We start from the raw sequence: 16,797 nt of genomic DNA, 5'->3' as shown, positions 1-16,797 counted from the left end.
GTCAACCGGCCGCGGCTTGCGTGTTCGTCGGATTTTTTTCCTGCTGCGCCATCCACTCGCGCAGCGAGCGGGGCCGCATGTCGGTCCACGCCTCTTCGACGTAGGCGAGCACGGTCTTCTTGTCGCCCTTGACGCCGTCGACCGCGGTCCAACCCTTCGGCACGGCCTTCCAGTGGGGCCAGATGGAATACTGGTCTTCGTGGTTGACCAGAACAATGAAGGTCTCGTCTTCGCGATCGAAGCAGCTCGTCGACATGGATACGTCCTTATGCGGTTGAACAGAAAGAGCGAGGCAGAAGCCCCGGGTGGGCCATCTGTTCGCTCCTGCTCAACAAGACGTTTCAGTACGGGATCTGTTCACTCCGACGCGGAAGGCGGCACCAGGCCGGCCAGGAGCCACAGGCGGGCCGCCTTGTCGTAGGCCTTGCGATGCAGAGGATCGGCAACGAGCCAGGCCGTCATCTCGGCGCGTGCGACCGCATTGAAGTTCTCGCGGTCGTACTCGCGCCGCACCCATTGCCATGCGGCGCTCCAGATGGGATCGTCCTGCTCTTGTGTCATGCGTGAAGGTGTGTGGCATTGCGCGGCCGCACGATGCGCCAGCGCTAAGGCTTTCACCTTACACCAATCCCGCACGCAAAGACGCGCTCAATCATTCACGAGCAGGCGGCCGCATTCCTTGATGGCTTGCGCCGCTTCGGCGATGAGCCCGTTCACCAAGCCGAGCGCACAACCCAGGCGCAGCGCAATTTCGCGCTGCGTGAGGCCTTCGAGCCGGTAGAGCTCGAACACCGTTCGCGTTCGCGCTGGCAGCGCCGCCAGCACCTTGTCGATCGCGCGGATCGCCTGGCGCTCGCACATCAGGCGGTCTGGTGCGGGCGGGCCGGCCACGTCCAGTGTCTCGACGTCGATGTCGAAGGTGCGGTAGCTCGCCTCGACCGTGTGACGCCGGCAGCAGTCGAGCGCGACGTTGCGCACGACCTGGCAGCAATAGCCAATGGGTCTGTCGGCCTTGCGCACGCAGGGTCCGTCGGCAATCTTCAGGTACGCGTCCTGCATCACGTCGTCGGCAAGCTCCGCGGTGCGGACGATTCTTCGCGCCACGCGCAGCAGCTGCGGCCGGTTGGCAATGAAGACCTCCGTGAGCGTGGGTTCAGACAGATGCAGCGCCGCGTCGATGGGTTCTCTCATCATGCGAGGCGGGGCGCATGCCGCCCGGAAGAACGTCGGCAAAGGTGCAGACCTGTGAACATGAAGGCGATGCTCCTGAAGTGCTCAATACAAATGAGAATTATTACTACTTGTGGGTACAAAAAAGCCCCATTTCCCGATCCTCTTAATGCTCCATACCCACTAGACGTTCGAGCACGCCAAAGCGAGACAGCCGACTTCATGATTTCAGGCAGGCGACGTTTGTCGCCCATCTAGAATTCCGCCCCTTTCCCCGCTCCCTTGCCCATGAACATCGTCGTCAACGAAGAACTCAAAGCCTATATCGATCCAATGACCCCGGAGGAGCACGAGGCGCTGGAACGCAGCATCCTCACCGAAGGCTGCCGCGATGCGCTGGTGCTGTGGGGCGACGTGCTGGTGGACGGCCACAACCGCTACGGCATTTGCCAGAAGCACGGGCTGCCGTTCCAAACGGTGCAGAACACACGCTTCAAGACGATCGAGGACGTGCACCTATGGATGATCGACCAGCACCTGGGCCGGCGCAGCATCTCCGACTTTCTGCGCGGCGTGCTCGCGCTGCGGAAGAAGGACATCGTCGACGAGCGCCGTGCACGCGCGTTGGCCAAGACGGCTTCATCGGACGACAACGACGCGCCCTTCGACGTCGATACGCCCAGCGCGGAATCGTCCGCTGCTGCGGCTGAAGCGCCTGCCATCCCCCCGCCTGCGCCACTCAGCAGCCGCGAAGCCATTGCCCGGGCCGCGCGCCTGAGCAGCAACCAGGTGGTGATGATCGAGAGGATCCAGAAGCAGGCCGCGCCCGAACTGGTGGCGGCCGTGAAGTCGGGTGTAATCTCCATCAACACGGCCGCGGCCGTAGCCAGCCTGCCCGCCGAAGAGCAGGTCTTTGCGGCCAACGCCGGCAAGGACGAACTGAAGCAGGCCGCCAAACGCGTTCGCGAATCCAAGCGCCGGCCTCGCGACGAGTCGGCCGAATCGAGCCCGACCGAAGCCGCGGCAACGGATTCCGACGCGCTGCAATTGCTGCAGCAGCGCGTAGCTGAACTGACGGCCGAGAATGCGGCGCTGCGTAAGCAGGTCGCCGCTCTGCAGGCGCAGCTCGCGACCGAGGCCGCCGGCTAGTCGCCTACAACCGGATCTCGCTGATCTTCGCGCCCGATATCGAGACGCCGGCTTCGAGGCCCACGTTGGTCAGCACAAAGCCCACCACCGGTTGCTGGATCGTGTTGGTGTCGATGCTGCCGTTGGCGCCAAAGGTTGCGGCGGCCACCGTGGCATCGGCGCCGGCCGTCCAGCCCTTGCTGTTGCGGAACTTGTCGAGCGCCGCCTGCGTGGTGAACACGTAGATCACGGCCTTCGACTGCGCACCGGCCTGGAAGCCGATCGAGCCCGCGGTGGTGCTGTAGTAGGCCTGCGTGCGTCCGCCGACGCGCAGCGCGCCACGGCCGTACTCGGCTCCTATGCCCATGCTGGCTCCAACCACGGCGGGAAACACCAGCACGCCCCTGGACGAGGCAACCATTTCGCGCGAGCCCCGGACGGAGTCATACAGCTTGGACAACGCGGCGTCCACCTGGGCATCGATCGAAGCGCGCGTCGATGCGCTGCTTGCCTGGTCCTGGGGCCGCGTGGTGGTGCAACCTACGACCGCGATGCTGCCGACAGCGACGGCACACGCGAGAGCAAGGCTGCTGAAACGAATGGATCGCATGGTGCTCTCCTTTGCAGAAAACGGGTGAAAAGCCGAGTGCCTTCATGCCGCTCGGCGGCCTGCTGTTCGACCATGCTAGTTCCGGAAATTCCCCTCGGAACAGGGTGGCGAAAAAGGCCTACGCGAAGTTGCGCCGTTAGAGAAACGCGAGCCCGCAAGAGCCGGGGCACAACAGCTGAGTCAGCGCCGCATTGCCGGCAGCTTGCCAGTGACGCCTTGAAGAAAACAAAGGCGCGGCTGAACGCGTGCCGTGCGGCCTTTTCTATCGACTGCCTGATGCAAATGACCGCCGTGCTGGCGGTGTTCATGGCACGCTGGTGCGGCGCTAACCGCAACGCGTGATCTGCTGCTTGCGGCTCAGTTCTGCGTCGGCGCTATGCGCGCTTTACGAGCCGGACGATGAACAGCAGCACCACGGCACCCACGGTTGCGACGACAAGGCTGCCGACAAGACCGCCGCCACTGGAAACGCCGAACGTAGAGAACAGAAAACCTCCGAATACGGCGCCGATCACGCCGACGACGAGATCGCCAATGAGGCCGAAGCCGCCGCCCTTGACGAGCATGCCAGCCAGCCAGCCAGCAACCAGACCCACAACGAGAAACCACAACAAACTCATTTATCTACTCCCTTGATTAGGCCGAACCGGCCATGAAAGCTGAGACTAGCAGTCATGGATGCGTAAAAAAGCCGGGGCGCCTCAGGTTTGTGATTTTTTGCTGCCTGACGAGGATATTCTTTGCAGCACGTCCAACGCTGGATCACCTACCTGCGTCCGGCATGAACTTGAAGTACTCGCGCGCAGACTTGTTCTCGGGCAGGACGTAGATCACGCCGGGTGCATTGCCGAACAGCGGCTTCACGTGAGCATCGTAGAAGCCGGCAGGAACGTTGACGCAACCATAGGAAATACGGTGATCCTCGGGTCGCGCCGAAGCAAGCCGCTCCAGGCGTCGCTCCTTCTTGTTGTTCGTTCGGACGCGATGCATTGACACCGCCGCGTCATAGTCGAGCCAAACGATGTCTTCGCCTTGCAGGTTGACGCCAGGCTCTGAATTAAATCGGCCCGCCGGCGTTGTGCGCTCTTCGGGGCGGATCTCGGACATCTTCCGCTCTCCGATTCCTGGCACGGAGTCGTCGCCGCGCGCGAGCCCCAGCAGCACGGGCGATACTCCTTGCAAGGCACCGCGCGCCCCATAGATGAAAACGCGTGCCCTCTTTTTGTCCACGATTGCGAAAGGAAGGCCCTGGTTGTCGCGTGTGCCAACCGCTGCTTGCGCGACCATACGAACGTCGGCTGGCTCTGCATCAACTGCAGGTGAAATCGCCTCTGCGGCACCCGATGCCTGAAGGAGCATCGCGGCGCAACCGATAGCGAGGCAGAAAAATTGCGTAACCGAGAAAACTCGGAGGATGCATCCGTGCATGCAAAGGCAAATGAAGAACACGCGGCGCAGCCAGAAAGGCCAAGCCGCGTATGCGTGCAATGGCTAATCAGCCCCGGTCTGCACGGGCGCGGCGTACGGCCGGACGGCGGGCAGGTTCTGCTTTAGGAGCCGGCGCCATGGCCACGGCGCGAGCCGTTGGCTGTGCGCTTGCAGCAGGCGTTGCGGCTTGCATGGTCGTACCCGTTTCGCCCATGGGTCCGCCGGTCTGGTTTTGCGTCCCTGCCGGCATCTGCGTATTGCCGGAAACCGAGGGCATGTCTGCCTTCTTTGCTGCCGGTGTAACACTTTGCGCGAGTGCTGGCGCAATTGCGAGAGCCATGGCGGTGGCCACCAGGATGCGAGACATCGTGCTTTGAATCTTCATGTGATCTCCTTGGGTTTCATAAATCGACTGCACCCCGCCGAGGGGATCCAAGCGCAAGCGCAGTCTGAGATCAAGAACGTCCGAGGGTGCAGAAGAGACGCACAAGGCATACACGTCAAACTCGCCGGTTGTGACTTTTGACGCGCTTCAGCCGCATGTCTGGTCAACCCGCTTATCGTGCGATCACTTCGATGGCGCCTGACCAACGATGTCCACCACTACTCGGCGATCCGGCTGCAGGCATGCAATCAGTTCGGGCGTGCGGACCGTCCCCTTGCAATTCATGGTCACGGGTTCACGCGCACCGCTCGAGCCGACCTGCATTGGCACCCGAAGACCAGACGTTTTCAGGTAGTCGCGTACCGTGCTTGCACGGCGAAGCGCCAGCTCCTGGTTGTAGGCTTGATTGCCGAGCCGATCTGCATGGCCTGTGATCTGCAGGCTTTGAACTTCCACGCCTTGCCGTTGCAGGGCACGCGCAAGTTCATCCAGTTCGGCGCGCCCCTTGGGCAGCATGTCATTGGCGGCCGACCGGTCGAACGCGAAAAGAGCATCTGCGCTCAAGGTGACGCGCTTCTGCATGACGGGAGCGGCTGCGGGCATGGCCATTGCCACGGGAGCAACCGGCTTCAACATTGCCTCGCAGTCCGCGCCCTTCCAGTGGAAGTCCTGGCTCTTCATGTCCTTGTCGAAGTGCACCATGTACTGGCAGGTAATGAACTCGTGGCCCTTGCCCGTGCGAAAGTTGAAGATGTAGTTCCACTCGCGCGGACCGAACAGGCCCTCGCTGAAGTGCGGATAGCTGATGAGTTCGCGCACCTGGTTCTTGGTCATGCCAGGACCGATGCGGCGCAGCTGCTCCACATCGACGAACGTGCCGTTCTTGAGCCACGCCTTGTCCATATCGGGAAAGTTCACCGAATGCTCGGCCGAGGTGGCAGAGGTGGCCGAAGAGCCGCTCGTCGATGCGCAGCCGACGGTGACTGCCAGCACCGCCGCCGACAGGAAGAATTGAATTGCTTGTTTCATGCGATTGCTCCTGAGTGCTCGATCAATCGAACGAAAAACCGAAACCAACGCGAACAATCGCCTTGCCCCCGCCGGAGCCCCAGCCCACGCCACCATGCAAAGTGGTCTGTCCGTTGTCGGAGCGCTTGAGCAGGTTGAGGCCTATGCCGGCCTGGCCGTTGTAGCCGGCGACCGCGCCGCTCATGTGATAGCGGCCCGGTTCTACTGGCGTGACCACGGCCATGGCAGCGGATGCGGCGATGCCGCCCGACAGCAACTTGGTGTTGCGTTCGATGGTGTTCTGCAGGCTGTTCACCCGGTTGTCGGTGTACGCGTTTGCCGCGGCAATCCCGCTGTTCAACTGGTTCACGTTGACAGCATCGGTGCCGGCCACGCCCGGCGCCACGTTGCTGATCTTCACCGGGCCGGTCGAGTTGTTGCCGCCCATGGTCACGCTGTTGTAGTTGGTCGTGCCATCGGGGTTGGTGTCGTACTTGACCGCCGACTGGTCGATCGAGGCCACCGCGCCTTGCACCGCTTTCAGTTGGGAGACGTTCACCGCGTCACCATCGGCCGCGCCCGCGGCCACACCCGTGATCTGGCGGAACTGGCCGCTGGCCGCGTCGCCCACCGACACCGCCCCGAGCGTGCTGGTGGTTGCTCCAATGGCTGTACGCTGCGAGGCCGTGGCGGTAGGCGGAACATAGCCTGCCACGCCTGCGGCTGTCGAAGAGATCGCGCCAGCGCCGAGGGCGACACCCCCAGCTTGGGTGACGCTCGCCCCCGCACCGATGGCCACGCCCTGAGCGGCCGCCGCCGAAGACTGAGTGCCCAACGCAATCGAGTCCGCCATGTGCGACGTGGCTGCCTGGCCGATGGCAATGCCGCCAGGCGCGCTCTGCTGCACCACGGCACCGTTGCCGATGCCCACGCCGTTGTTGCCGTTGACCACCGTCTGAGGACCCACGGCCACCGACTCCGCACCGATGGCCAGCGAATCCGCGGCACTGGAATTCGCGTGGAAATACAGGGTGGGGGTAACGGCGAAGGACTGCAGCGCGCTGGACAACTGCCGGATCGTGACGGCATCCTGTGCCTGCGTCCCGTCGGCCACATTGGTGATCTGGCGGTAGCTGGTGGCACTGCCGACGGAAACCGCACCAAGGAGCGTCTTGTCGGTGGTGTTGTAGTCAATGAGGAAATTGCCGGACGGAATGGTGCCCGTTGAGGGGGCTATCGCACGGTCGGAGACGGAACCTGCGCCCAATGCTACCGAGCCAACCTGGCTCGCCTGGCTCAACGCACCCAGCGCCAAACTCTGGTCCGCAGTGGCTCTCGCTCCTGACCCGTTAGCCGTCGCCAGCGCGCCCGACGCCTGCGTGTCTACGAAACCGTCGGACGCGGTCGCAAACCCGACGCCTGGGGTGTAGGTGCTGTTCAGCGGAGCACCGTTGAGCATGTAGACCCGTCCCCCCGTGGCCGTTGCATAGTTGCCGGTGGCAGTGGTCATCGACCCGACGGATGTCGCGGCGATACCCGATGCCACCGAGTTGGCGCCGAGGGAAGTGGTTCGCACGTTGCTTGCATTCGCCAGGCGGCCCATGCTGACAGCGTAGTCATTCGTGGCCACTGCACTCTGGCCCAATGCCACCGTGGAGAACGCACTGGAAGTCGTTGCATCGCCGATGGCAACGGCACCGTTACCAGCAGAGTTGGACGCAAAGCCGATGGCGATGCCCAGCCGGACGCTCGCCGTCCCGCCAATGGCGATCGTGTTCTGGGCAAGCGATTGGGCACCAGCCCCGATAGCCACCATGCCGCCATTGCTCGCTTTGGCATTGATGCCCAGTGCAACACTGTTGTCGGTAGATGCCGTCGCGGAATAGCCCACGGCCAATGCGTTGGTGCCGGAGGCCACCGCTTGGGGGCCGATTGCGGTGGAGTTGGCGCCGGTGGCACCCGAATTCGCCAAAGTCGAATTGCCGACCAGGTTGGAGTTGGTGTGGAAGTACGGCGTCTCGTCCACGCTGATCCATTGGCCGTTCTTCCACACCGCCAGGCCTTCCTGTAGTCCGTTGACGCCCGTCGTTGCGGTGCTGTTGTAGACCACCATACCTTCGACCGGCTGGTTCCCGTTCAGGCCCCAGGTGTTGCGGTCGGTCAGCGCGATGCGGGGAAGCAGAGCGCCGCGGTTGGTGCTTTCGAGTTCCAGCAGTGAACCTGGATTGATAGTGATGGGGTTGTCACCGATCTTGACCTGCGCCTGCGCGGCAGAAGCGGCCAGCAACACCAGTGCAGTGCCCACCGCACGCTTGCCGATGCGCGCGCGCCAGCGGTCTTCTGTCTCCAAGGGCTTGATCAACAGACCTCGGCTTGCGCCTGAAATAGAACCGTCTTTCCTCTGCATCGCTACCTCCTGGTTGTGGGTCTCGAGTGGCCTTGTCCCGGCAATACAGCCGTAGAACTTTCTTAGGCCCTCACTGCCCTATGGTGTCGAGCGAGACGCGAGGGAGAGGGTCTCTCGCTAGGTTTTGCGAGAATTGAGTTGAATCGGCGCAAAGTAATGTGATCTAGTTATCAAATCAGAGTAGCTAGGTATTAACAGACCACCAATCCTCCGCAACTCGAACCCTGTCAGCTCAGATTCGATCGGCAGGAAAGTGGCGAGGCAAGTCCATCACGAAGGTTGTGCCCACGCCGGGCTCGCTATGGCCGTCGAGCCGTCCGCCGTGGCGATCGACCACGGCGCACACGATGGCCAGGCCGACGCCGTGCGAACGGGCAGCAAACCCGCTCGATGCAGCAGCATCCGAATCGCTGCCCCTCGCCGGCATCACGCCTTCCGCGTCATTGCGCAGCAATGCCTCCATGAGCTCTGGTGACATGCCCGAGCCTTCATCGCATACGGCAATCAACACGCGTTGAGACGCTGCCTCACCACCCACCGATACGCACAGCCGAATCGACGCGCCTGAAGGGCTGTGGCGAATGGCGTTGTTCAGCAGGTTGACTACCGCGCGCGTGAGCAGCGGCGCATCCGTCCACAGCTCGACGTCTTCTTCCGTCGGCACCTCGGCAGAGAGCTTGACGCCACGCTGCGCCGCGTGGGCCCACACCTGGTCGACCGCGTCCAGCGCGATGGCTCCTGCCGGCATTTGCACGAACCGATAGCTGTGCATGCGGGCCTTCAGGAGATCGACGAAGTCGTCGGCGAGCCGCAGCGACCGCTCGGCCTCGCGGCGCAGGCTCTCGGTCAGCTTGGGCTGGTCGAGCCAGTCGGCACCGTGAGCGCGCAGATCGAGCAGGCTCAGAATGTTGACCTGCGGCGTGCGCATGTCGTGCGACATGAAACTCAGCCACTGCTCGCGCTCCTGCTCGGCGCGCCGCTCGGCGGTGAGGTCGTGCAGCACCACCAGCCAAGACGTGTCGCCCATGCTGAGCCGGTTCAACGCTGCGGCCTGTGCGCGCAATACCTTGCCGTCGAGCGTCGTGCGTTCGACGCCAATGCTTTCCGACCAATGCCGCATGGCGCCGCACTCGGGCGGATCGGCGGCTCCATCGCTGCTCGCTTGCGCAAGCAAGGCCTCGACCGCGCGGCCGCGCAGCGGATCGTCCGCTTCGGCGTCGCTCGCCGCTTGCGCGTTCAGCAGTGCACGTGCCGCCGCATTGCTGGTGGTGATCGTGCCGTCGTCGCGGCACACGAGCAGCGCCACCGGCATTTGCCACAAGCTCATGCTGAGCAGCGTACGAATCTGCGCGATGCGGTCGATGGCGTCGTCGAGCATGAGCGTATGCGCATGCAAGTCGTCCCAGGCTCGCACGGGCGCACGGCGCTCCGGATCGAAGGCACCGCTTGGCACCGCGTTGAGTGCGGCAGCGCTCTGTTGGAAAAACTGGAACAGTGCGTCCAGCCTCCGCCAGCTCCACAGCATGTAGCCCAGGACAATGCCCAGCACGGGCGCAGAGGGCGGAAGCCACATGTGCGCCGCGCCGAAAATGCCAAGGCTGAAGCCCACGCAAATTGCGACCAATGCAAGGGCCACGGTCCACGCCTTGCGGGCAAACCGGCGAAAGAGCGCCAGCGCCAGCCAAATGGGCACGGCGACCCACGCCGCCAGCCACGCCCCGCCGACAAAGTGCACCGTCGTCCCGTGGCGCAGGGCGTCGATTGCGTTGGCGTGCATCTCGATGCTTGGAAGCGAGGCAATCGCTCCGGCGCCGGCTACCGACAATTCGTCTTCCAGACGCGAACTGCCCACCGCCCCGACCAGGATCACCTTGTGGCGCAGCAGCTCCGGCGGCACCTCGCCTTGCAGCACGCTCACGTAGGGCACTGTGCGCCAGCTACCCGCAGGCCCCGCCAGCGGAACGCCAAACTCGCCTTGCATCTGCCAACCATCTGCGCGCTGCCGCAAGGGCGAGCTGTCGACATCGCTTGCCGCAAGGTGCCCGGCCAGGTACGCGCCCAGATAGTTTTGCAGCTTCCCTTGCACTCCTTCGCGCAAGAACATCCGGCGTGCAACGCCATCGGCATCGCGTGTGATGTTGACGTGACCGAGCGCCTTGGCGCTACGCACGAATTCAGGCAAGGGCTGCTGGAAGCCAGATGCGTTGTCGAGCGGCGTGTCGCCAGGCCCCGTGAAGTACAGCGGCAAATACACCGGAACCCGTGTCATGGCCTGCGCCAGCAAACGGTCCTGCTCGGGGTCCTCCGATGGCGTGTCCAGAAACAGGTCGAGCAGCACGCCCTTGGGCTCCATGGGCGCCAGCCGCTCCAACAGCTGTGCATGCACGCTGCGCGGCCAGGGCCAAGGCCCCAGGGCGTCGAGGCTGCGTTGATCAATCCCGACCACCAGAATGTCTGGCGACGGCGTGGCCCGCGCCCGGCTCATCACATGGTCATACACCTTGAGGTCGATTTGCGCCAGGTCGGACGAACGCTGCAGCGACCACATCGCCAGAGGCAGCAAAGCCATCATCAGCAGCCATTCGGCGTGAAAACGGCGCCTCACGGGTCAGGGGTTCTTCAGTGGTGGCGCGGGAACGTCGAAGCTGCCCTCGAAGACCATGGCCTCGGCGCCGGGCGTTGTGATCTCGCGGCTGCGCCAGTGATAGCGCCCCGGCACGTCGAGCGGACCCACCAGCGCGCCACCGCTGTAGAGCGCGGGCTCGCTCACCAGCGCAGGCGCAAAGGCTGGCGTGCGCGCCAGCTCGAAGGCATAGCGCTGGCCCGGCCGCGCAGGCCAGCTGATCTCGTAGCGGCCATCGTCCATGCGACGGACGCCGATCGGCGTGGCACTCACGCCGATGTAGACGATGCTGTCGCCTGGCATGCCCTCGAGTTGCCGTGCATCGAACGCCGTGAGCCGCAGGTGATAGAAGCCGGGCTGCAAGTCCCCGGGCAATATAAAATCTCCTTGCTGCGAACGCTGCTCATAGGTCAATTGCAGAAAGCGATCGTCGCGCGCCAGCTGCATGCGATAGCCGATTGCACCTGTCATCGGCACCACGGAGGCTCGGTCCCTGCCCTGCTGCGCATTCTGCGGTGGCGGCAACAACGGCTGGGCCTGCAGCGCGCCCGGGCCCTCGAGCAAGGTGCCACTTGCCGCCGCAAGCAACAGGTCCGGCCGGTCCGCGCTGGACACAGCCACCTCTCCCTCGATCACCTCCGCCGTGGTCACGCCTTCTTCGTTGCGCGCGCGAAAGTGCGTGCCGCGCACCGCCAGCCCCGCCGTGCGGTTGCGGATCTCGAATTCACGGCCACGCTGTTTCTCGACGTGCGCCTCGACACGCCCGTCCAACAATTGCAATCGCGTGACGCGGCCATTGGCCACTAGGACCTGGACCGCACTGCTCGAAGGCATGACCAAGCGGCTGCCGTCGCCCAAACCCAGACTGAGAAAGGCGCCGCGATCTGTTACCACCACGTCGTTGGCCCGGACCGCAGCACCTTGCGCCAGCGGGCGCGGCGCGGCGTTGCCTCTTTTGAGCCATGCGCTGCCTGACAGCTCCACCACGGCTGCGACTGCAGGTCCACCGCCAAGCAGCAGCACCTGTCCCGGCTTCAGATGCTCGGGCACCGGCACGGCATTGCTGCGCTGCAGTTCGGGCCAGCGCAGCGGCGTGTTCATGTGCTGGCGCGATATGTCCCACAGTGTTTCACCGGGCCGCACCACGTGAGTGGACTGTGCGCGCGCGCCCCCGGAGAGAAGCGTCAACGACAGCACAGTGAGCAATGCAAGGCTACTGCTCGACGACGGCCTCTTAGACTGGCCCGATGGTCGCATGCTCATTGCCATGCGAAGCTTCCAGGCGATAGCCGTGTCCGTAGACGGTGTGCAATTGAAGCCCATGCGCAACATTCAAACGTAGCTTGATACGGAGCCGATAGATCTGGCTGTCGAGCGCGCGGCTGGGCGTCTCGCCCTCGCGCCCGGCGCACTCCAGCAGGTGCACGCGCGAGACCGGCCGGCCCAGGTTTCGAAACAGCGCCAGCGCCATGCGAAATTCGCTGTCGCTCAGCGACACCCGGCGTGCCGGCTCCGCGCCTGCGGCGCCAATCCCCACGCTCGACGAGATGCGGTCGAACACCCAAGTGCCGAAGTGCTCCAGCGCGCTTGCTGCCGCAAGGTGCCTCGACTTCAGAAGGCGCTGGATGCGCGCGGCCAACTCCAGTGGGCGAAAGGGCTTCACCACGTAGTCGTCGGCTCCCGTGCCAAGGGCACTTGCCACATCGCGCTCGGAGTGGCGCGAGCTCAGCATCACCACCGGAACCGTGCTTTCCCTCTGCTTGCGCAGCCAGGCCAGCAATTCCACGCCATTCAGGTCGGGCACGTTCCAGTCGAGCACCAGCAGGTCGAAGCTTTCGAGGCGGAGCGCCTCCCGCAAGGCTTCGCCACTGGTGAACGGCGTGCACGACACCGGCTCCTCGACGATGAGCAAGCGATGCTCGAGCATGTCCACCAGCAAACTCATCTGGGCCGGCTCGTCTTCGAGTACAGCAATACGCATAAGGGTGTGGCGTGAGTGAAGGAACCAAAGCGATCAAAGACAATATGTTTTGTTACTAAAGTTACATTATGTCTGCCAAGAGGGGTGGGGATTGGCTGGTCGATTCGAAGTCGCATGGTTGCAACGAAGCATCGAACCAACCCACAGCTGACTTGCCTGGGGCGTCTGCGCCCCTCCCCAGTTCCTAAAGGCTGCTTACTTGCTTACTGATCGCCGGCCACTTCGATGTCGACGCGGCGATTGGGCTGCAGGCAGCTCACCAGCGCCGGGGTCTTCGCGGCCCCCGGGCACTGCGCGACCGGCTGCCGAGCACCCATGCCTGCGGTGCGGATGGCGTTGCGGTCGATGCCCTGTTGCGCGAGCAGTTCACGCACGGTGTTGGCCCGCGCCAGTGACAGCGCCTCGTTGTAGCTGGCGGTGCCCAGCCGGTCCGTATGACCAGTCACGGCGATGGAGTTCACGCGCTTGAAGTTGCGCTTGATATCCGCCGCAAGTTTCTCGACCTTGGCACGGCCTTCGGGCATCAGATCGCCCAGGGCACCACCGTCGAAGCGAAACAGGCCATCGGCGCCAAGAGTCACCTTTTGCGGCGGCGTTGCCACGGCCGCGGCCATGGGCATTGGCTTGACCTGTGGCGGTTCGACCAGCATCGCGCAGTCCGGGTCCTTCCAATACATGCCGTGCGTCAGCCTGTCGCCGTTGTAGCGCACCATGTACTGGCAGGTGACGAACTCCGCGCCTTTACCGGTGCGAAAGTGGAAGATGTAGTTCCACTCCTTGACTCCCGCCAGACCCTCGCTGAAATGCGGCGACCCGAGCAGTTCGCGGACCTGGTCCTTGCCCATGCCCGCGCGCATCATGCGCAGCGCTTCCAGGCTTGGAAAAGCGCCCTGCTTCCACTTGGCCGAGTCGAGCTTCGGAAAGTCCTCGGCCTTGGGCGGTGGCGGCATGTCCTTGGCGGCGCTTGCCTGGCCTTCCGGCGCGATGGGATAGCCCGGGCTGGCGCAGCCGTTCAGCGCGAGCACGCACAAAAGGGCAAGCAGGGGCGGCAAGCCGACCAGCGTTGACACCAGCATCGTGGCACGTTGTTGCAGTTGTTTTTCCATGATCGTTGTTCCTTGAATCAATCGAAGACCCACTCGGCACCCACAGTCGCCGCCGCGCCCGCGCGGCTCATGCCCACGCCGCCCGTCAGGCTCCAGCCGTTGTTGTCGGCAGTGCGGCGGAAGCTGATACCCACGGCGCTCTCGCCCTTGAAGGTGCCGTAGCCCACGCGCATCACCGTCTTGCCCGGCAACGACTGGCCCGGCATTTGCACAGCCATGGCGGCCGCCACACCGGCGTAGGCATTGCGGCCCACCTTGTTGATCTGGTCGCCCAGCGCATTGACGCGGTTGCTCACGCCATTGAGCTGATTGACGTTGACCGCATCGGTGCCCATGACGCCAGGCGCCACGTTCGAAATAACGGTGCCGTTGGGTGCCTGTCCGTTGCCCAGAACGATCTGGTTGTAGTTGGTGGTGCCGTCAACGTTCGTGCTGTAGTTGATGGCGCCGTCTTGCACCGCCCGCAACTGGCGCACATTGACCGCATCGGTCGACGCGATACCGCCAGCCACATCGGTGATCTGCCGCTCGTTGCCCGGGCTGCCGATCGAGACCGCTCCCTGCGTGGACGACACCGAGACGTTCGAGAAGGCTTCGCTTCGACCATTCATGCCGGCTCGAGTCGCCACGGACCCGGCACCGAGCGCCACGCCACCCACACTGGCTACCGCGCCCGCACCGATCGCGATGCTGTTGCCTCCGGTTGCCACCGAGTTGAGGCCCACCGCAATGCCACCCGCGCCGGTGGCGCTGGCCCGCACGCCGCTTGCCAGCGAGTTCACACCCGTGGCGCCGTCGTTGTTGTAGTTGGCCTGCTGCACGCCGCCGTCGTTGACGCTGTAGTAGTGGGTCCTGGCCGCGTTAACGGTTGTGCCCAGGTTGGAGACGGCGGTGTTGGTGGCGTACAGCTGGCTGCCATTGACCGCATCGGTGCTGTTGGCGGTCAACTGCCCTGCCGCTACATTGGTGACCTGGCGCTCTGCGCCAGCGCTACCCACGCTCACCACACCCGTGGGCGCTGCGCCCGCAAAGGTGTAGCTGGTTCCACCGATGGTCGTGCCCGTTACCGCGGTGGCCGTGCCCGTGGTGCTATCGTTGCCCAGCGCCACGCTGTTGGCCGTGGTTGCGGTGGCTCCGGTGCCAACGGCCACGCTGTTGGTTCCGCTGGCCGTGGAGCCGGAGCCCACTGCCGTGGCGTTGCTGCCCGTGGAGATGGGCGCCACGTAGACCGTCGGCGAACCGGTGATCCACATGTTGGCCGCCGTGGAGGTTGCCGTGTTCAACTGGCTCAGGTTGACTGCGTCGGTCAAAGCAGTGCCGTTCCCCACATTGGTGATCCGGTTGTCACCCATGTTCAGCGTGTTGCCGGCGTTCATCGTAATGCCGCTGCTGTTGATGGTCGGTCCGCCGCTGATCGTCAGACTGTCGGCCACCAGATCGGGCGAGGTTGCCACCGTGATGGTGTTGCCGGCGTGCGTGAGCAGAATGTTCTGCCCGTTCACGAACTCCACAATGCCGCCCGGCGCCACATTGGTAGCCGTGTCGCCATTGGCCTGCAGGTTCCAACCCATGTTGGCCGTCGTGCTGACTGCATTGAGCTGTGTCACGTTGACCGCGTCGGTACCGGCCACACCGGCGGTCACGCCGCTGATGATGCCCGTGCCGCCGGCGTTGATCGTCGTGGCGCCAAACACCGGCGAGTCGGCCATCTGCAGGTTGATCGCACCCGTGACCGGATCGGTCACCGTCTTCAGGTTGCCGCCCGAGTAGTTGCCGACCGTCGTGGCCGTGCCCTGAATCGCCAGTGTGGTGCCGAGATCCCGGTGCACCACCCCAGCAGTCGCATCGTTGCCCGTGAAGTTCAGGCCGGCAGCGGTCAGCGCATTGGTCGCACCAGTGATCTGGCCCACGTTCGCCGCGTCGGTCGGGTTGATGCCGGTCCCCACGTTGGTGATGACGTTGCTGCCCATGTTCACCGTGGTGCCCCCAACCACATTCAGGGTGCCCGTGGGGCCGCCGATGATGGTGTTGCCAGTGGCCGTCAAGTTGGTGGTGTTCACGCTGGTGAAGGTCGGCGTCATGCTGGTGGCAATCTGCACATTCGCGCCGGCTTGCGTGATGGCGATGTTGTTGCCCGCCGTGTAGGTGGCCGTGTCGCCCGGTGCAATTTTCTGCGTCGTGGTCCCCGTAACCGTGCCGGTGCCGGTTGCCGCCGTCGTCACATTCCACCCCATGTTGGCTGTCGTGCTGACTGCGTTGAGCTGCGTCACGTTGACCGCATCCGTGCCGGCCACACCGGCGGTCACGCCGCTGATGATGCCCGTGCCGCCGGCGTTGATCGTCGTGGCGCCAAACACCGGCGAGTCGGCCATCTGCAGGTTGATCGCACCCGTGACCGGATCGGTCACCGTCTTCAGGTTGCCGCCCGAGTAGTTGCCGACCGTCGTGGCCGTGCCCTGAATCGCCAGTGTGGTGCCGAGATCCCGGTGCACCACCCCCGCGGTCGCATCGTTGCCCGTGAAGTTCAGGCCGGCGCTGGTCAGCGCAGTGGTCGCACCAGTGATCTGGCCCACGTTCGCCGCGTCGGTCGGGTTGGTGCCGGTCCCCACGTTGGTGATGACGTTGCTGCCCATGTTCACCGTGGTGCCCCCAACCACATTCAGGGTGCCCGTGGGGCCGCCGATGGTGGTGTTGCCAGTGGCCGTCAGGTTGGTGGTGTTCACGCTGGTGAAGGTCGGCGTCATGCTCGTGGCAATCTGCACATTCGCACCAGCCTGCGTGATGGCGATGTTGTTGCCCGCCGTGTAGGTGGCCGTGCCGCCCGGCGCGATGTTCTGCACCGTGGTGCCCGTCGCGGTGCCAGTGCCCGTCGCCGCCGTGGTCACGAAGAAGCCCGCGTTGGCCGTTGCACTCACCGCATTGAGCTGGTTCACGTTCACCGCATCGGTACC

At 64.2% G+C, this 16,797-nt stretch carries 16 protein-coding genes; 2 read left to right on the top strand and 14 right to left on the bottom strand.

What is annotated here, in order from left to right:
• Nucleotide 1 precedes the first annotated feature (1 nt).
• From J2X92_RS14595 to J2X92_RS14585, 3 genes are all read right to left on the bottom strand, one after another.
• On the bottom strand, nt 2-256 hold the full coding sequence (locus J2X92_RS14595; RefSeq protein ID WP_307576685.1) for an MbtH family protein: 255 nt from the start codon (nt 254-256) through the stop codon (nt 2-4).
• Nucleotides 257-357: 101 nt separating this feature from the next.
• Nucleotides 358-561: a DUF4880 domain-containing protein gene (locus J2X92_RS14590; protein ID WP_307576684.1), complete on the bottom strand. Its 204-nt coding sequence runs from the start codon at nt 559-561 to the stop codon at nt 358-360.
• Between the two features lie 87 nt (nt 562-648).
• Complete coding sequence (locus J2X92_RS14585) at nt 649-1,194, bottom strand: sigma-70 family RNA polymerase sigma factor (RefSeq protein WP_307576683.1); 546 nt, start codon at nt 1,192-1,194, stop codon at nt 649-651.
• Nucleotides 1,195-1,458: 264 nt separating this feature from the next.
• Here J2X92_RS14585 and J2X92_RS14580 point away from each other — a divergent pair, with 264 nt between their 5' ends.
• The gene (locus tag J2X92_RS14580; protein WP_307576682.1) at nt 1,459-2,319 is read left to right on the top strand and encodes a plasmid replication/partition related protein; all 861 of its coding nucleotides are present in this window, start codon (nt 1,459-1,461) and stop codon (nt 2,317-2,319) included.
• A gap of 4 nt (nt 2,320-2,323) precedes the next feature.
• Here J2X92_RS14580 and J2X92_RS14575 read toward each other — a convergent pair whose 3' ends face one another.
• Complete coding sequence (locus J2X92_RS14575; protein WP_307576681.1) at nt 2,324-2,908, bottom strand: BPSL1445 family SYLF domain-containing lipoprotein; 585 nt, start codon at nt 2,906-2,908, stop codon at nt 2,324-2,326.
• A gap of 216 nt (nt 2,909-3,124) precedes the next feature.
• Between J2X92_RS14575 and J2X92_RS14570 the strand changes: the two genes are divergently transcribed.
• Nucleotides 3,125-3,250: a hypothetical protein gene (locus J2X92_RS14570; RefSeq protein ID WP_307576680.1), complete on the top strand. Its 126-nt coding sequence runs from the start codon at nt 3,125-3,127 to the stop codon at nt 3,248-3,250.
• 32 nt (nt 3,251-3,282) lie between these two features.
• Here the strand turns inward: J2X92_RS14570 and J2X92_RS14565 are convergent, their stop codons facing one another.
• From J2X92_RS14565 to J2X92_RS14520, 10 genes are all read right to left on the bottom strand, one after another.
• Nucleotides 3,283-3,528 (bottom strand): GlsB/YeaQ/YmgE family stress response membrane protein, encoded by a 246-nt coding sequence (locus tag J2X92_RS14565; RefSeq protein ID WP_307576679.1) that lies wholly within the window; start codon nt 3,526-3,528, stop codon nt 3,283-3,285.
• Between the two features lie 142 nt (nt 3,529-3,670).
• The gene (locus tag J2X92_RS14560) at nt 3,671-4,267 is read right to left on the bottom strand and encodes a L,D-transpeptidase (RefSeq protein WP_307576678.1); all 597 of its coding nucleotides are present in this window, start codon (nt 4,265-4,267) and stop codon (nt 3,671-3,673) included.
• Between the two features lie 136 nt (nt 4,268-4,403).
• Nucleotides 4,404-4,721 carry a hypothetical protein gene (locus J2X92_RS14555; RefSeq protein WP_307576677.1) on the bottom strand — a complete coding sequence of 106 codons (318 nt, stop codon included), beginning with the start codon at nt 4,719-4,721 and terminating at the stop codon, nt 4,404-4,406.
• Nucleotides 4,722-4,904: 183 nt separating this feature from the next.
• Nucleotides 4,905-5,750, bottom strand: a complete 846-nt coding sequence (gene bamE / locus J2X92_RS14550) for an outer membrane protein assembly factor BamE domain-containing protein (protein WP_307576676.1) — start codon at nt 5,748-5,750, stop codon at nt 4,905-4,907.
• Between the two features lie 22 nt (nt 5,751-5,772).
• On the bottom strand, nt 5,773-8,091 hold the full coding sequence (locus J2X92_RS14545) for a YadA family autotransporter adhesin (protein WP_307576675.1): 2,319 nt from the start codon (nt 8,089-8,091) through the stop codon (nt 5,773-5,775).
• Nucleotides 8,092-8,368: 277 nt separating this feature from the next.
• Complete coding sequence (locus tag J2X92_RS14540) at nt 8,369-10,741, bottom strand: CHASE2 domain-containing protein (RefSeq protein ID WP_307576674.1); 2,373 nt, start codon at nt 10,739-10,741, stop codon at nt 8,369-8,371.
• Between the two features lie 3 nt (nt 10,742-10,744).
• Nucleotides 10,745-11,860: a FecR family protein gene (locus tag J2X92_RS14535; RefSeq protein WP_444875713.1), complete on the bottom strand. Its 1,116-nt coding sequence runs from the start codon at nt 11,858-11,860 to the stop codon at nt 10,745-10,747.
• 133 nt (nt 11,861-11,993) lie between these two features.
• A complete protein-coding gene (locus J2X92_RS14530) occupies nt 11,994-12,740 on the bottom strand; it encodes a response regulator transcription factor (protein WP_307576673.1) in 747 nt (248 codons plus the stop codon).
• A 203-nt stretch (nt 12,741-12,943) separates the two neighbouring features.
• Nucleotides 12,944-13,846, bottom strand: coding sequence for an OmpA family protein (locus tag J2X92_RS14525; protein ID WP_307576672.1), 903 nt, complete (start codon nt 13,844-13,846; stop codon nt 12,944-12,946).
• A gap of 17 nt (nt 13,847-13,863) precedes the next feature.
• Nucleotides 13,864-16,797, bottom strand: a 2,934-nt coding sequence (locus tag J2X92_RS14520; protein ID WP_307576671.1) for a beta strand repeat-containing protein, incomplete at its 5' end; no start/stop codon positions are given.

The sequence above is a fragment of the Variovorax paradoxus genome (assembly GCF_030811855.1).
Classification (GTDB): Bacteria; Pseudomonadota; Gammaproteobacteria; order Burkholderiales; family Burkholderiaceae_C; genus Variovorax; species Variovorax paradoxus_L.
The sequence above is the reverse complement of the archived record's forward strand: the minus strand, read 5'-3'. Positions and strand labels throughout refer to the sequence as shown.

What these genes read in the sequence shown, in the direction of transcription:
- J2X92_RS14595 (WP_307576685.1), bottom strand. Translation starts at nt 256, where the DNA reads ATGTCGACGAGCTGCTTCGATCGCGAAGACGAGACCTTCATTGTTCTG.
- J2X92_RS14590 (WP_307576684.1), bottom strand. Translation starts at nt 561, where the DNA reads ATGACACAAGAGCAGGACGATCCCATCTGGAGCGCCGCATGGCAATGG.
- J2X92_RS14585 (WP_307576683.1), bottom strand. Translation starts at nt 1,194, where the DNA reads ATGATGAGAGAACCCATCGACGCGGCGCTGCATCTGTCTGAACCCACG.
- J2X92_RS14580 (WP_307576682.1), top strand. Translation starts at nt 1,459, where the DNA reads ATGAACATCGTCGTCAACGAAGAACTCAAAGCCTATATCGATCCAATG.
- J2X92_RS14575 (WP_307576681.1), bottom strand. Translation starts at nt 2,908, where the DNA reads ATGCGATCCATTCGTTTCAGCAGCCTTGCTCTCGCGTGTGCCGTCGCT.
- J2X92_RS14565 (WP_307576679.1), bottom strand. Translation starts at nt 3,528, where the DNA reads ATGAGTTTGTTGTGGTTTCTCGTTGTGGGTCTGGTTGCTGGCTGGCTG.
- J2X92_RS14560 (WP_307576678.1), bottom strand. Translation starts at nt 4,267, where the DNA reads ATGCTCCTTCAGGCATCGGGTGCCGCAGAGGCGATTTCACCTGCAGTT.
- J2X92_RS14555 (WP_307576677.1), bottom strand. Translation starts at nt 4,721, where the DNA reads ATGAAGATTCAAAGCACGATGTCTCGCATCCTGGTGGCCACCGCCATG.
- bamE (WP_307576676.1), bottom strand. Translation starts at nt 5,750, where the DNA reads ATGAAACAAGCAATTCAATTCTTCCTGTCGGCGGCGGTGCTGGCAGTC.
- J2X92_RS14535 (WP_444875713.1), bottom strand. Translation starts at nt 11,860, where the DNA reads ATGAACACGCCGCTGCGCTGGCCCGAACTGCAGCGCAGCAATGCCGTG.
- J2X92_RS14530 (WP_307576673.1), bottom strand. Translation starts at nt 12,740, where the DNA reads ATGCGTATTGCTGTACTCGAAGACGAGCCGGCCCAGATGAGTTTGCTG.
- J2X92_RS14525 (WP_307576672.1), bottom strand. Translation starts at nt 13,846, where the DNA reads ATGGAAAAACAACTGCAACAACGTGCCACGATGCTGGTGTCAACGCTG.